Origin of the sequence: Novosphingobium sp. (assembly GCF_049240505.1) — a bacterium.
In the GTDB taxonomy this organism is placed as follows: Bacteria; Pseudomonadota; Alphaproteobacteria; order Sphingomonadales; family Sphingomonadaceae; genus Novosphingobium.
The window spans coordinates 1-14,221 of record NZ_JBMLSM010000185.1 but is presented as its reverse complement, the minus strand read 5'-3'; the positions used below and the strand labels follow the sequence as shown (position 1 = coordinate 14,221).

The following is a 14,221-nucleotide window of genomic DNA, read 5'->3' as shown; positions in this document are numbered from 1 at the left end:
TTCATCGCCACGCGCTATCACTCGCTGATCGTCACCGACATTCCCGATTGCCTCGCGGTCAACGCGCAGTCCGATGACACGCACGTGATGGGCTTCCGCCACACCTCGCTGCCCATCCACGGCGTGCAGTTCCACCCGGAAAGCATCGCCACCGAACACGGTCACGCGATGGTCGCAAACTTCCTGAAGATTTGCGGCATCAAGACCAACCCGCTGCCTGCATGACTCTCCCGGACGTCACTCACGCGCTGGAAGAAACCGAAGCAGAACAGGCCTTTGCCGCGATTCTCGACGGCACCGTGCCGGACGACGCCATCGCGCAGTTCCTCACCGCCCTGTCCGACCGGGGCGAGACGGCCAGCGAAATCGCCGGAGCCGCGCGCGCGATGCGTGCGCGCATGATCCCGGTCAAAGCGCCCGCCAACGCCATCGACGTCTGCGGTACGGGCGGAGACGGGCACCATACGCTCAACGTGTCCACCGCCGTCAGCCTCGTCGTCGCGGCCTGCGGCGTGCCCGTGGCCAAGCACGGCAACCGCGCCGCCAGCTCCAAGGCAGGCGCGGCTGACACGCTGGAAGCACTCGGCCTCAACCTTGATCGCGCAGCCGAAACCGCAGAGCAGACCCTGAACGATCTTGGCATCTGCTTCCTCTTTGCGGCCAAGCATCATCCATCGATGGGCCGCATCATGCCCATCCGAAAAGCGCTGCGCCGCCGCACGATCTTCAATCTGATGGGCCCCCTCGCCAACCCGGCAAACGTCCGCCGTCAACTCGTCGGCATTGCGCGCCCGGCCTATGTTCCGATCTATGCCGAAGCTATCCGCCGTCTCGGCACAGACCACAGCATGGTCATTTCGGGCGATGAAGGGTTGGACGAACTCAGCCTCGCAGGCGGCAACGAACTGGCCGATATCCACGGCGGCGAAGTGCTGATGCGCCGCGTCCAGCCCTCGGATGCGGGCTTGCCCACCGCTCCGGTCGAAGCCCTGCGCGGCGGAGACGCCACCTACAACGCCGCAACCCTGCGCGCCCTCCTGCAAGGCGAGGAAGGCCCCTACCGCAACGCTGTCCTCCTCAATGCCGCCGCTGCTCTCATCGTGGCCGGCGAAGCGCAAGATTGGCACGAAGGCGTGGAAGAAGCCGCCGAAGCGCTCGACAAGGGCCTCGCCAACGCCCTGCTGAACTGCTGGATCGCGGCGCTGAAGTAGGCGTCGGCTCAGCATCCTTCGACAAGCTCAGGATGAGCGGGTCGCAGCAAACTGGCTTAAAACACCGCTCGTCCTGAGCTTGTCGAAGGACCAGTTTCAACGCTAAGGCACGCCCGATGACCGACAAGCTCACCGAAATCTGCGATACCAAGCGCACCGAAGTCGCCGCCCGCAAAGTTGCCGTCAGCACGGCGGAACTCGCGGCCCGCGCCAGCGAACAGAGCGCGCCGCGCGGTTTCGAAGCCGTGCTCCGCGCCAAAGCCGCAGCGGGTTATGCGCTTATTGCCGAAATCAAGAAGGCCAGCCCCTCAAAAGGCCTGATCCGCCCCGATTTCCACCCCGCCGCCCATGCCCGCGCCTATCAGGCGGGCGGTGCAGCCTGCCTCTCGATCCTCACCGACGCGCCTTATTTCCAGGGCCACGAGGATTACCTGATCGAAGCCCGCGCCGCCTGCACCCTGCCGGTGATCCGCAAGGACTTCATGGTCGATCCGTGGCAGTGCCTCGAAGCCCGCGCCATCGGTGCCGACGCTATCCTGATCATCGTCGCGGCCCTGTCTGACGGCCAGATGGCAGAGATTGAAGCCGCGGCCCGCGAACAGGGCATGGATTGTCTGGTCGAAGTCCACAACGAAGAGGAAATGGAGCGCGCCGCGCGCCTGCAATCGCGCCTGATCGGCGTCAACAACCGCGACCTGAAACGCTTCGTCACCGACCTCGGCACCACCGAACGCCTCGCCCCCCTCGCCCCCGAAGGCACGCTTCTGGTGGCCGAAAGCGGCATAAACACCCACGCCGACCTGCTCCGCCTCGAAAAATGCGGCGCACGCACGTTCCTCGTCGGCGAAAGCCTGATGCGTCAGGCCGATGTGGAGGCAGCGACGCGGGGATTGCTCCAAGGCTGAAAAGGATCAGCGCACCGGTTCAGGCGGCCTTTGCTGCCCCGGCAATGCGAATGCTGCGCTGACCGGTGGCATCCTTGGCGACTTCGAAGCCCTCGCATCGGCTGAACACCTGCCCCCAATTCGTGCCGCCATGCTCGCTCGCGCTGATGCCACGCTTTCCCAGAACACAGCCGAGCGTCTGGAGCGAAACCCAGCCCTCCTTGCCAGCGATGCGCCCAATTTCCTGCAGAATCGCCGGCCAGTTCGGCCCTGTAGCATTGGTCGGAACGGCAAGTACAACCGGTTTTACTCTTGGCACCGCAGCGGCCACCGCAACTTCATCCGCCGCTTTAACCTCGAAAAACTTGGCGCAGGTCTGGCGATATTTCCTGTCAGTCTTCTCGGTACCAAAGCCATAGGCGTCGAATCCTTCTGCGCGGCAGAACGACGTCAGCGCAACGAAGTCCCGATCACTCGAAACGATGCACAGCGCGTCGCACTTGCCCGTCAGCAGAAGGCGCATCGCATCTACGACCAGCGCAATGTCGGCGGCATTCTTGCCTGATTGCGATGGGGTCACCTGTCGCGCTTCGATCACATTCTTGCGCAAAAATTCCACCCACGGCTTGGCCGCAGGATTGCTGAAATCACCGTATGCAAGCTGGATGATTGGCCGCCCAAGTTTGAACACGTTGGGAAGAACTTCGCGCATCAGCGAAGGCTTTATATTCTCTGCATCGACCAGCAGCGCAATACGGCGTTTCTCGGCGTCTTGAGTCATCGCCACGACAATGCGGGACCGAGCCTAACAAATTCTCAAGAACTGCGCGGATGCGGTGCAGTTCTTGCCTACTACAGCTCCCGCAACACCTGCGCCGGCCTCGTCCGCAGCAGGTTAAGCGATCCGCCCACGGCCAGCACCATGACCAGCCCCACGCCTGCGCCCAGAACGCCCAGAATTCGGGGCCAATCGGGCAGCCAGTCGAACTCGAAAAGCCATACCACAATGGCCCACGCCACCCCGCTGCCAAGTGCCAGCGCCAAAGTGCACAGAAATGCACCTAGAAGCACATACTCGGCCACAAGCAGCACCAGAAGCTGCCTGCGGCTCGCGCCAAGCACCCTCAGGATCACGTTGTCATAGGTCTTGCGTTCGCGCGCTGCAGCGATGGCTCCCGCCAGTACCGCCATGCCGGAAAGCACCGCGACACTCGCCGCAGCAAGGATCGCCGTGCCCATCTGCCCCAGAATTTCGCGCGCCTGCCCCAGCACCGGCCCGATTTCAACCACCGAACTTGATGGCAGCGCCTTGACCAGTCCGCCAAGGATTGCCCGACGCACTTCGGGCATTTTTTCCTTTTGCGGCAAGCTGATAGTGGCCGCCAGATTGTGCGGCGCATCAGCAATCGCGTTCGGGCTGAACACCAGCACGTAGTTGAAGCCCATGTTCTCCCAGTCGATCCGCCGGAACGAAGCGATCCTGGCTGAGCGTTCAACGCCCAGAATTGAAACGGAAATCCGGTCACCCAGCCGCAGGTTCAGCACCTTGGCCAGTTCATCGTCCACGGAAACCAACGGCTCCCCGGCATAGTCCTTCGGCCACCATTCGCCCGCAGTAAGCATGTTACCCTGCGGCACTTCATCGGCATAGGTCAGGCCACGATCACCGCGTAAAGGCCAAGCGTTTTCAGGGATTTCCTTGAGATCGGCCACGCGCGTCATGGCGTTTTCAGGCCCATAGCCAACAATGCTGCCCCGCAGTGCCGGCACCTCTCGCAGTTCCGCGCCCGGTGCGGCGGCCATTACAATACTATTGAAATCATTCACCTTATTCAAAGGCAGATCGAGCACGAAGTAATCCGGCGCCTTGTTCGGCACCCGCTGCGCGATATTGCCATCAAGGCTGGTCTGCACGCCCGCCAGCAGAACGAAAGCCGATAGCCCGAAGCCCAGCGCCAACACCAGCGCCGATGTCTGCGCGCCCGGTCTGTGCAGGTTGGCCAGCGCCATCCGTGCAATCGCGCCCTTGGGCTTGGGCATCCGCGCGGCCAATCGCTGCACACCCCAGCCGAGCGCGGAGAGCAGCACGAACAGCGCTGCCGCCCCGCCCAGAAATCCCGCCGCCAGCAGCTTTTGCGGCGCGGTGAACACCGCCAGCGCGGCGATGCCAGCAAGGCCGAGTGCCACCGGAAGTACCGCCCCGCGCCAGCCGCCAGCCAGTGGACTGACTCGCGCGCGCATCAGTGCCATCGCCGGAAAATTGCGCGCCCGCACCAGTGGCGGCGCGGCGAAGGTCAGGGCAATCAGCCCGCCATATGTCGCGGCAATGATCAGCGCACCCGCGTCGAACACGAAACCCGGCTCGATCGGCAGCAACCCCTGCAACGCCCGGCCCAGCAGCGGCGTCAAGCTCACCCCAATCACCAGCCCCGCTGCAATCGCCAACGCCGAAGCCGCAGCCAGTTGCAGCAGATAGATGCGCGCTATGTCTCCACTGGACGCGCCGAGAATCTTCAGCGTGGCAATGCTCCCCCGCCGCGCCTCAAGATAGGAGTTCACCCCGTTGCCGATGCCGATCCCGGCAATCGCCAGCGCTGCCAGCGCCACCAGAACCAGAAACTGCCCCATGCGCGAAACGAAGCGGTCCAGTCCCGGCGAGGCTTTCTGCCGCGTTCGGACTTCATATCCGGCAAGCGGAAAGCGTTCCTTGATACTCTCGCCCAGCGCCACGGCATCGGCGGACGCGGGCAATCTCACCCGCAGCTTGCTCCGCACCATCGAACCGGGTTGCACCAGCCTGGAAGCATCGAGCGCCGCCTTGCTGACAATCACCGTAGGGCCAAGCGAGAAACCCTCGGCCAGCCGATCCGGCTCCGATCCGATCACCCCACCAACGGTCAGGACCGCTTCGCCGACCCGCAGAGCGTCGCCCACTTTGACGTCAAGACGGTCCGCCACGCCCGGCGCAATCCACGCGGTCATGCCCTGTGGTGCGCCCGCCTGCTTGCCACCTTCCAGCGTAAACCGCCCGTAAAGCGGCCATTTCGCGTCAACCGCCTTCAGTTCGACGGGCGTTGTTCGCGTATCCGCACCCGGAACGCGCGCCATAGCCTGCAACCGCGCGCCTTCGGAAAGCTCACCCAACGCCGCAATCGCCGCGCGTTCCTCTGGCGCAGGCGTTCGCGCGGCCAGCGTAAACTCCAGATCCGCGCCCAGCATCTCACGCCCGCGCGTGGCCAGTTCGCGCTCTATCGCGCCGGTCAGGGTGCCGATGGCCGAAAGCGCTGCGGTTCCCAGCACCAGACACACCAGCAACAGCCGCAGGCCTTTGAACCGCCAGTCCAGACCGCGCCGCGCCAGCCGCCATGCGGCGCTCCACGACAGGTTCATGCGGATGCGCCTGCAACGCTGTCGGCCACGATCTGCCCGTCGGCCAGCCGCACGATCCGCTCGCACCGGGCCGCCAGCGCTTCGTCATGGGTCACCATGATGAACGTCGCCCCCGCCTCACCCGCGCGGGCAAAAAGCAGGTCAGCCACGGCCTCTCCGGTGGCATGATCGAGATTGCCGGTCGGCTCGTCGGCAAAGAGGATGGCGGGCTTGGGTGCAAGGGCGCGGGCAATCGCCACACGCTGCTGCTCCCCGCCCGAAAGCTGCGCAGGATAGTGATGCAGGCGATGGCCCAGGCCGACGGCCACCAGTTCCGCCTCGGCTCGCGCCATCGCGTCGGCCATGCCCGCCAGTTCCAGCGGCGTTGCCACATTTTCCAGCGCGGTCATCGTCGGCAGCAGGTGAAACGCCTGCAGCACGATGCCGATGCGTCCGCGCCGCGCCGCGGCCAGCCCGTCTTCATCCAGAGCGGTGAAATCCGCCCCTGCCACGGTCAGCTTGCCCCCGCTAGCCCGCTCCAGCCCGGAAAGGATCGCCAGAAGCGACGATTTGCCTGATCCCGAAGCCCCCAGCAGCGCCAACGTCTCTCCCGGCATGACGGCAAGGTCGATGCCGCGCAGGATCTCCACCCGCGCCTCCCCGGAACCGAGCGACAGGGTAAGGGCGGAAGCGGCGATTACCGGCAGAGAAGAACTTGTCACAGGCCTCACGTGGCATAGATTGGTTGCAGCGTGCAACCGGCACTTGGGTGTGCGCCAAAGGAGTTTCAATGCGCCGCGCCCCACTGATCGCCACCCTTGTTTTCTCGGCCCTGCTCACAGCCTGTTCGCCGGAGAAACCGCCGGAGCCGAAAACAGATGCGACTGCGCAGGCTTCGACCGCTCCCATCCCGGCGGACGCCCCAGTCATTCTGGCTTTCGGGGACAGTCTCTATGCCGGATACAATCTGAAACCCGGCGAAGGCTATCCCCCCCGGCTGGAGGCGGCCCTTAACGCCAGCGGCACTCCGGCGCGGTTGGTCAACGCAGGCGTTTCGGGCGATACCACGGCTGCTGCTTTGCAGCGTCTGGCCTTCACGCTCGACAATCAGCCCGTCAAACCCACCCTAGCGCTGGTTGGCCTTGGCGGCAACGACATGCTGCGTGGATTGCCGCCTGAGGAAACCCGCGCCAACCTCGATGCGATCCTGACCGAGTTCGACAATCGCGGCATACCGGTGGTGCTGACCGGAATGGTCGCCGCGCCAAATCTCGGCGCGGACTATGCCGGGCGGTTCAACCCGATCTGGCCGGAGATGGCGAAGAAGCACAAGGCAGGCCTTGTCCCGTTCTTTCTGGAACCGGTGATCGGCAATCGTGCACTTATGCTGGGCGATAACATCCATCCCAATGCCGATGGCGTGAACCGCATCGTTGCAGCGACACAAGGCCAGGTGACCGAGGCGTTGCAGAAAGCGGTCGCAACGGGGAAATAGGGCTGTCCTACAGCGCACGCCACTGCCAGCATCGGGCAATGTCGACGCTCCATGCTTCCGCCTTGAAAACCCTTGCCGATGGGGCCATTGCGCCCATTGATCAGGCCTTGAGCGTCTTCTCTCAGGACCGTGTAAACTGTGTAAACCTGTTCAGGGAAAGGCTGCACTAAATGAACGGATTGAGCCATATCGATTCGGCAGGCACGGCCCGGATGGTGGACGTGGGTGGCAAGGCAGAGACTCATCGCGTGGCTATCGCACGCGGCACGATCCGCATGAATAGCGCGACCTTGCAGGCCGTGCGCGATGGCAACGGCCCGAAGGGCGACGTGCTTGGCCCAGCACGGATTGCCGGCATCATGGCCGCCAAGAAGACCGGCGATCTGATCCCGTTGTGTCATCCGCTGGCGCTCGATGCGGTGAATATCGACTTTGCGTTCACCGATCACGGGGTGGAATGCACCGCCACCGCCTCACTCACCGGGCGGACGGGCGTGGAGATGGAAGCGATGACTGCCGTCTCGATCGCGCTGCTGACAGTTTATGACATGGCCAAGGCGCTGGACAAGGGCATGGTCATCGAAGGCGTGCGCCTGATCGAGAAGCGCGGCGGCAAGTCCGGCCTGTGGCGCGCAGAGGGCGCGTGAAAACGCCGCCCCTCCCTCTGGCCGAGGCGCAGGCCCGCCTGCTGGCACTCGCTCCTTCGCTGCCGACAGAGCATTGTGCAGTGGGCGAATGCCTTGGCTTCTACCTTGCCGAACCGCTGCGCGCGCGCCGCACGCAGCCTGCCGCGCCGCTCTCGGCGATGGATGGCTATGCGCTGCGCAGCGTCGATCTGCCGGGGCCTTGGCGGGTGGTGGGTGAAAGCGCGGCGGGGCATCCGTTCGGCGGTGCCGTCAGCGCGGGCGAAGCAGTGCGGATCAGCACTGGCGCGATCGTGCCGCAGGGCGCGGACATGGTGCTGCTGCAGGAAGACGCAAGCCGCGATGGTGATGAGGTGCGGCTGACGGGCGAACCGCCTGCCCCGCCAGAACGCCACATCCGCCCGGCGGGCATGGACTTCACTGCCGACGCCAATCTGATTGCCGCAGGCACGCGCATCGGCCCGGCGCAGATCGCTCTCGCCATCGCGGGTGGGCACAGCCATCTGCCGGTGCGGCGGCGGTTGAAGATCACGGTGATCGACAGTGGCGACGAACTGGTGCTGCCCGGCCATCTGCCCGACCAGCACCAGCTTCCTGCCAGCAACGGTCCGATGCTTTGCGCAATGGCGGCCACGCTGCCGGTCGATATCCGGCACCTTGGCCCTATTCCAGACAGGCTTGATGCGCTGGCAGCCTCGCTGGAAAGTGCGGGGGATGCCGATGTGGTGGTGACAAGCGGCGGCGCGTCGGTGGGCGATCACGATCTTGTGCGGCCTGCGCTTGAGGCAGTGGGCGCGTCTATCGATTTCTGGCGCGTGGGGATAAAACCCGGCAAGCCGTTGCTGGTGGCAAGGCGCGGCGATCAGGTCATTCTCGGCCTGCCGGGCAATCCTGCTTCGGCCTTCGTCACCGCGTTCCTGTTTCTGCTGCCGTTGCTGCGTGCAACCCTTGGCGCTGGCGCGCCCCTGCCCCGCACGGTTCCTGCAAAACTGGCAGGGCCAATGGCCAAAGGCGGCAGCCGCATGGAGTTCTTGCGAGGCGTTTGGGACGGCGTGCAGGTGACTCTCGATCCGCTGCAGGATTCGGGCGCGCTCTCGCCGCTGGCGCGGGCCAATGCGCTGGTGGTGCGCGCTGCCGGAGCCGAAGCGAAAGCGGCAGGAACGGATGTTCCGGTCTACCTGCTCGAAAATGGCGGTATTGCTTGACGAGTCGTGATTGGTTGCTTATCCGTTCCGCATTCGTTCACCTGCGGAGGAACCGCCAATGTTGACGCGCAAGCAGCACGAACTGCTGACCTTCATTCAGGTCCGCCTGGAAGAAACGGGCATTTCCCCCTCGTTTGAGGAAATGAAGGAAGCGCTCGATCTCAAATCGAAGTCCGGTGTCCACCGCCTGATTTCTGCGCTTGAGGAACGTGGCTTCATCCGCCGCCTGCCCAACCGCGCCCGCGCGCTCGAAGTGCTGCGCCAGCCTGACAGTGCCGTCAGCAAGCCCGCTGCTCCGGTGCGCGAAGCAGCGAACGCGAATACCGCGCTCACCCCGCTGCGCACCGCGCCCAAAGCCGCGCCTGCCCCCGCCAACGACGTGATCGAACTTCCGTTGCACGGCAAGATCGCCGCTGGCGTACCGATCGAAGCGCTCGAAACCACAGCCACCTTGCCTGTTCCGGCAGCACTTCTTGGCGCGGGGGAACATTATGCGCTGGAAGTGTCGGGAGATTCGATGGTCGAGGCCGGGATTTTCGACGGCGATTACGCCCTCGTTCGGAAGACCGATGTGGCGCGCGACGGGGAAATCGTGGTGGCGCTGGTGCGTGGTGAAGAAGCCACGCTGAAGTATCTCCACCGGGAAAAGGGCATGATCCGCCTCGATCCGGCCAACGCCGCCTATGATCCGCAGTTCTATCGCCCCGATGAAGTCGCCGTTCAGGGCAAACTGGCAGGGCTGCTACGCCGCTATCACTGAACAATCCTGCACCTCGCCAAACGCGATGGCGTGGTGATCCGAGATCAAAAGGCCGCCGATCATCATGACGATGGGCGGCCTTTTCCATGCCACAATATTCGTTATGCTAAATATCAATCTTTTTGGTTGAGATTCTTCTGGTGCCGACAGCGCGCTGGGTGTAGTTTCCATTGTTACCGAATGCCCCACACGGGGCGCCCCTTCCGGGACGGCCTGCCATCAGATGGGGCGTCGGCAACGGAAGAGGTATTGCCAATGGCTTATGTTGTTGAAAATACGCGGCGCTCCCAAACCCAGACGTTCATCGCGGTAGCGCTGCTTCACGGTGTGGCGATATGGGCGATCACATCAGGCTTTGCGAGCGGAGTGGTCAAGATCATCAAGGATCCTTTCGTTGCCCAGCAGTGGGAGGATGACGAGGTGAAGATCACGCCTATCGCCCCTCCACCGGAGACTAAACCAACCCCCAAGCCCGACAATCGCCAGATCGTCGCGCCAAGGCCGGATATCATCCTCGGCCCGATCGATCCCGGCTTCAGCGTCAAGCCGGTCGAGATCGAGCCAATCCGACCAGTCGATACAGGGCCGATCGCCCCGCCTGAGGTTCAGCCGTCCCCCTCACCCAGCTTTGCCGTGCGCGCGGCTGCCCCCAAGGGTTCGCCCGGCGGCTGGGTTTCGGACCGCGATTACCCCACAGCTGCCATCCGCGAGGAGCGCGAAGGGCTGACTGCATTCCGGCTGGCCATTGGCGCTGACGGCCGCGTGACAGGATGTGAAGTGACCCGATCGAGCGGCTCTGCCGACCTTGATGCGGCGACATGCAGCAAAGTCAGCGCACGCGCTCGCTTCATACCGGCCTTGGGGAGCGACGGGATGCCGACCACCGGCAATTACGTCGGTTCGGTCCGCTGGGTCTTGCCCTGAACGTGATGCCAAGGATCGGCAATCGCCGCCGGTCCTTGGCGCTCACTTGCGGGACGTCACCGGCTTTCGCGCCGCTCCAGTTATAGTAAGCAGACGAGGTACCGGCCAACGATACCACCCGTGCATCCCTTGCATTTCGGCCACCGTCCTCATCCGGCCAGACGAAAGATCAATGGAAAGACCGCCGGTTCTGTCCAGGAAGGCCCGGTCCGCCTTGAGCATTTTCGGGCGGCAAGAAAACGGCAAGCGGCGGTCAGCCACCACGATATCGACACGTTCACATGCCGCGGCCAGCGCCATGTCATCGACGTAAGCGCGACTGCGAGAGATCAGCAGTGTGAAGCGTTTGCCATGACGATCAAGTCTGACCACGCAGAAATCTTCGCTACAACTGGCGCCTGACCATTCGGCCATCGGGCGCAAATCGCCTTCCATCCCGGCGAGTTCGAGCAGATTGTCGCGCATGTAATCCCCCCGTCCCATGCGCAGGACGATCAGCTCATCACCTTCGCCCGTGATGCCGACATGATGGCCATCGCCGGTGATCAGCACATCAGGCGTGGGCGTGAGAATCATGGCCACCACCGCAAAACTGGCAGGCAGCGCGCCCCAGAGACGGACCTTGCCAGTCCACAGCGCCAGCCAGAGCATTCCAGCAATGAACAGCGCGAAAGTCCACGGTGCGACGGCGGGGAGCATGGTGACCGCCCCCGGCCTTGCCGCCACGAAATGTGCGAGCGCAAGGAGCAGTTCAAGGCTCTTGCCCGCAAGCCACCATGCCGGTGCGCCAAGGCCTAGGCTGTCGAGCAGAAGGGCAAGGCCTATCAGCGGCATCGTGACGAACGTGGTCAACGGAATGGCAATAACGTTGGCAAGCGAGCCGTAAATGCCGGCGCGATGGAAATGGAACAGGCCGATGGGCATGAGCGCCAGTTCGATGACCAGACCCGTTGCCAGCAGAAGGATCAGATTGCGTGCCAGCCGCACCAGCGGTCCGTAGTGATCAGCGGTGAGAAAACCGCGCACGGGGGCAGCGGAATGGAACGCGATGATCGCGATCACGGCGGCAAAGCTCATCTGGAAGCTGGGACCAAGCACGGCTTCAGGCCAGAACAGCATGACCACCAGCGCACCGACCGCGACCATGCGCAGCGACAGCGGATCGCGCCCCAGAGCCAGCGCGACAAGCACCAGCAGCGCACCGCTACATGAACGGATAGTCGGTACTTCCGCACCGGTTAGCAGCGTATAGGCAATCCCCGCCAGCGCGCCCATCAATGCAGCGGCAATCGGCACGCGGATGCGCAGCGCGATCCACGGGATTGCGGCCAGCAACCGGGCCACAAGGAAATAGACCGCTCCGACCAGCGCACTGACATGGAGGCCGCTGATCGACAGGAGATGGGTCAGACCTGCGTCGCGCATCGCGTCTTCGTCAGATTCAGCAATGGCGCCACGATCCCCGCTGGCCAACGCGGCAGCAATAGTACCGGGCGATCCGCCGAGTTGGGTGCGCACGTGGTCTGCCAGTCCGCGCTGAAGCCCACGCAGCGTAGCCCCTTGTTGGGAAGGGCGAACGACTTTGACACTGCCGAGAGCGGTCCCGGTGGCGGCAAGACCATCGAACCACGCCGTGCGGGCGAAATCATAGGCGCCGGGCAACATGGGCGCAGCAGGGGGCATCAGCCGGGCGCGGAGGCGGATATGCGCACCCTCGACAATCGCAGGCACATCCTTTTCCTGCGGCAGATTTACCCTGACGCGCACAGGTGCTGCAAATTCGGGAAGACGCGCCAGCAAGAGCAGTCGTGCACGCGCCTTGGCCGGTTCTTCGCCCCGTTCGAGAACCTTTCCATCAAGTGTGACGACGGCAGGGCCAGCAATGCCAGGTTGACCAACCAGCGCCGACTTGATCCAGACCGTGGCGGTGCCCGCCGCAAACATGACGGAAAGTCCGAACAGCGCGAGACGCAGATGGGGAATGCGCGCTTCATCAAACCAGACAAGCGCAATCAAGGCCACGGCCAGCGCAGCCAGCAGCAATGCGATCCAATCAGCCTGCGTTGGCAGGGCCACCCACGCCACGATCCCGGCAGCGAAGCCCACCACCAGCCACAACCCGCGTTCGAACGGATGGGCATCAAGGAACTGCTCACCCACATCCAGCAGGTGGCCATCAAGCACGCTGGACAATCGCGCGCGGATGGCCCAATGCCGCGCTCGTCCGGCCGGGGCAGTGCCCGGATCGGCGGCGGGAATATCTGCCGCAGGTCCATCTGCTGCCGGGGACGCCATGACATTCAAAGCAAAGGAAAGCGCGGCCAATGGCAAGCGCCACTGACACCGTTTCTGCAGGATCGCGCCCCGAAGGCCGGGTGGTTACGCGATTTGCCCCCTCGCCCACCGGATTTCTGCACATCGGCGGCGCCCGCACCGCATTGTTCAACTGGCTCTATGCCCGTCACCACGGCGGCACGTATCTGCTCCGCATCGAAGATACCGACCGTGCGCGGTCTACGGACGCGGCGATTGACGCCATTTTCGACGGGCTGAACTGGCTGGGCCTTGGCGGTGATGAGGAGCCGGTGTTCCAGTTCGCGCGGTCGGACCGTCACGCGCAAGTGGCGCGCCAGATGCTTGAAGCGGGTCATGCCTATCGCTGCTATCTGACGCAGGAAGAACTGGCCGCGCGACGCGAACAGGCGCAGGCTGAAAAGCGCCCCTTCCGCATCGACAGCGAATGGCGCAACGCGAGCGCAGACCAATGGCCCGACGATCAACCCTATGTCGTGCGCGCAAAATCTCCTCGCGAGGGCGAGACGACCATTGAGGACAAGGTTCAGGGCGCGATCACCGTCCAGAACAGCGAACTCGACGATTTCGTGATCCTGCGGTCGGACGGCACACCGACGTATATGCTAGCCGTTGTCGTCGACGATCATGACATGGGCGTCACCCACGTGATCCGGGGCGACGACCATATAAACAACGCCTTCCGGCAACTGGTGGTCATCCGCGCGATGGATGCCATCGAAGGCGGCTGGCCTGATCCGGTCTATGGCCATATCCCGCTGATCCACGGCGCAGACGGGGCCAAGCTTTCCAAACGCCACGGCGCGCTGGGTGTCGATGCCTATCGCGACGAACTGGGGCTTCTGCCCGAAGCGGTGTTCAATTACCTGCTGCGGCTGGGCTGGGGCCACGGCGATGAAGAAATCATCAGCCGTGATCAGGCGGTGGAATGGTTCGACATCGGCGATGTAAACAAGGGCGCATCGCGCTTCGATCTGAAGAAGCTGCTGAACCTCAACGGGCACTACATACGTGAAGCCGACGATGCCAGACTGGCATCGCTTGTGGCCCCAAAACTGGCAGCGCTGGAGCCGGGTTTCGATCCCGCTGCGGGCATGGATCTGCTGACGCGGGCAATGCCGGTGCTCAAGGTTCGTGCCGCCGATCTCAACGAATTGGCGGCTGGCGCGGTGTTTCTTTTCGCCCAGCGCCCCTTGCCAATGGCAGAGAAAGCCGCGGCCCTTCTGACCGAAGATGCGCGGGCGATCCTGACCAAGGTCGCAGGTCGCCTTGAGGGCGAAAACGGCTGGACAACCGAAAATCTGGAGGCCACGGTGAAACAAATGGCCGAGGAGCTTGGGATAGGCTTGGGCAAAATTGCTCAACCGTTGCGCGCAAGCCTGACGGGACAGACTACCTCGCCGGGAATTTTCGACG

Annotated in this window: 13 protein-coding genes; 9 read left to right on the top strand and 4 right to left on the bottom strand. The window is 63.8% G+C overall.

Annotated features, from left to right (window positions below):
* The 3 genes from ACOVQ0_RS15010 to trpC all read left to right on the top strand — a co-directional run.
* Positions 1-225, top strand: a 225-nt coding sequence (locus ACOVQ0_RS15010; protein WP_421886094.1) for a glutamine amidotransferase-related protein, incomplete at its 5' end; no start/stop codon positions are given.
* Complete coding sequence (gene trpD, locus ACOVQ0_RS15005; protein ID WP_421886091.1) at positions 222-1,211, top strand: anthranilate phosphoribosyltransferase; 990 nt, start codon at positions 222-224, stop codon at positions 1,209-1,211. The genes ACOVQ0_RS15010 and trpD, both read left to right, overlap by 4 nt.
* A gap of 116 nt (positions 1,212-1,327) precedes the next feature.
* Complete coding sequence (trpC, locus tag ACOVQ0_RS15000) at positions 1,328-2,116, top strand: indole-3-glycerol phosphate synthase TrpC (protein ID WP_421886089.1); 789 nt, start codon at positions 1,328-1,330, stop codon at positions 2,114-2,116.
* A 19-nt stretch (positions 2,117-2,135) separates the two neighbouring features.
* Here the strand turns inward: trpC and ACOVQ0_RS14995 are convergent, their stop codons facing one another.
* The 3 genes from ACOVQ0_RS14995 to ACOVQ0_RS14985 all read right to left on the bottom strand — a co-directional run bounded on the left by ACOVQ0_RS14995 (position 2,136) and on the right by ACOVQ0_RS14985 (position 6,186).
* Positions 2,136-2,876 (bottom strand): NYN domain-containing protein, encoded by a 741-nt coding sequence (locus ACOVQ0_RS14995; RefSeq protein WP_421886087.1) that lies wholly within the window; start codon positions 2,874-2,876, stop codon positions 2,136-2,138.
* 71 nt (positions 2,877-2,947) lie between these two features.
* Positions 2,948-5,485 (bottom strand): ABC transporter permease, encoded by a 2,538-nt coding sequence (locus tag ACOVQ0_RS14990; RefSeq protein WP_421886085.1) that lies wholly within the window; start codon positions 5,483-5,485, stop codon positions 2,948-2,950.
* The gene (locus tag ACOVQ0_RS14985; protein WP_421886082.1) at positions 5,482-6,186 is read right to left on the bottom strand and encodes an ABC transporter ATP-binding protein; all 705 of its coding nucleotides are present in this window, start codon (positions 6,184-6,186) and stop codon (positions 5,482-5,484) included. Before ACOVQ0_RS14985 ends, ACOVQ0_RS14990 begins: the two co-directional genes overlap by 4 nt.
* A gap of 68 nt (positions 6,187-6,254) precedes the next feature.
* Between ACOVQ0_RS14985 and ACOVQ0_RS14980 the strand changes: the two genes are divergently transcribed.
* From ACOVQ0_RS14980 to ACOVQ0_RS14960, 5 genes are all read left to right on the top strand, one after another.
* Positions 6,255-6,959, top strand: coding sequence for an arylesterase (locus ACOVQ0_RS14980; protein ID WP_421886080.1), 705 nt, complete (start codon positions 6,255-6,257; stop codon positions 6,957-6,959).
* Positions 6,960-7,129: 170 nt separating this feature from the next.
* Entirely contained in the window at positions 7,130-7,606 is a 477-nt protein-coding gene (gene moaC / locus ACOVQ0_RS14975; protein ID WP_421886078.1) for a cyclic pyranopterin monophosphate synthase MoaC, read from the top strand.
* Positions 7,603-8,808: a molybdopterin molybdotransferase MoeA gene (locus tag ACOVQ0_RS14970; RefSeq protein WP_421886075.1), complete on the top strand. Its 1,206-nt coding sequence runs from the start codon at positions 7,603-7,605 to the stop codon at positions 8,806-8,808. Before moaC ends, ACOVQ0_RS14970 begins: the two co-directional genes overlap by 4 nt.
* Before the next feature lie 58 nt (positions 8,809-8,866).
* Positions 8,867-9,568, top strand: a complete 702-nt coding sequence (lexA, locus tag ACOVQ0_RS14965) for a transcriptional repressor LexA (protein ID WP_421886072.1) — start codon at positions 8,867-8,869, stop codon at positions 9,566-9,568.
* Between the two features lie 255 nt (positions 9,569-9,823).
* On the top strand, positions 9,824-10,492 hold the full coding sequence (locus tag ACOVQ0_RS14960; RefSeq protein WP_421886069.1) for an energy transducer TonB: 669 nt from the start codon (positions 9,824-9,826) through the stop codon (positions 10,490-10,492).
* A 42-nt stretch (positions 10,493-10,534) separates the two neighbouring features.
* On the opposite strand, the gene ACOVQ0_RS14955 is transcribed toward ACOVQ0_RS14960, so the two are convergent.
* Complete coding sequence (locus ACOVQ0_RS14955) at positions 10,535-12,787, bottom strand: ComEC/Rec2 family competence protein (RefSeq protein WP_421886066.1); 2,253 nt, start codon at positions 12,785-12,787, stop codon at positions 10,535-10,537.
* Between the two features lie 29 nt (positions 12,788-12,816).
* Between ACOVQ0_RS14955 and gltX the strand changes: the two genes are divergently transcribed.
* Positions 12,817-14,221: glutamate--tRNA ligase (gene gltX, locus ACOVQ0_RS14950; RefSeq protein ID WP_421886065.1), on the top strand; the 1,405-nt coding region annotated here is incomplete at its 3' end.

Bases quoted from the DNA above. Each gene is read 5' to 3' on its own strand.
- trpD (WP_421886091.1), top strand. From the start codon at position 222: ATGACTCTCCCGGACGTCACTCACGCGCTGGAAGAAACCGAAGCAGAA.
- trpC (WP_421886089.1), top strand. From the start codon at position 1,328: ATGACCGACAAGCTCACCGAAATCTGCGATACCAAGCGCACCGAAGTC.
- ACOVQ0_RS14995 (WP_421886087.1), bottom strand. From the start codon at position 2,876: ATGACTCAAGACGCCGAGAAACGCCGTATTGCGCTGCTGGTCGATGCA.
- ACOVQ0_RS14990 (WP_421886085.1), bottom strand. From the start codon at position 5,485: ATGAACCTGTCGTGGAGCGCCGCATGGCGGCTGGCGCGGCGCGGTCTG.
- ACOVQ0_RS14980 (WP_421886080.1), top strand. From the start codon at position 6,255: ATGCGCCGCGCCCCACTGATCGCCACCCTTGTTTTCTCGGCCCTGCTC.
- moaC (WP_421886078.1), top strand. From the start codon at position 7,130: ATGAACGGATTGAGCCATATCGATTCGGCAGGCACGGCCCGGATGGTG.
- lexA (WP_421886072.1), top strand. From the start codon at position 8,867: ATGTTGACGCGCAAGCAGCACGAACTGCTGACCTTCATTCAGGTCCGC.
- ACOVQ0_RS14960 (WP_421886069.1), top strand. From the start codon at position 9,824: ATGGCTTATGTTGTTGAAAATACGCGGCGCTCCCAAACCCAGACGTTC.
- ACOVQ0_RS14955 (WP_421886066.1), bottom strand. From the start codon at position 12,787: ATGGCGTCCCCGGCAGCAGATGGACCTGCGGCAGATATTCCCGCCGCC.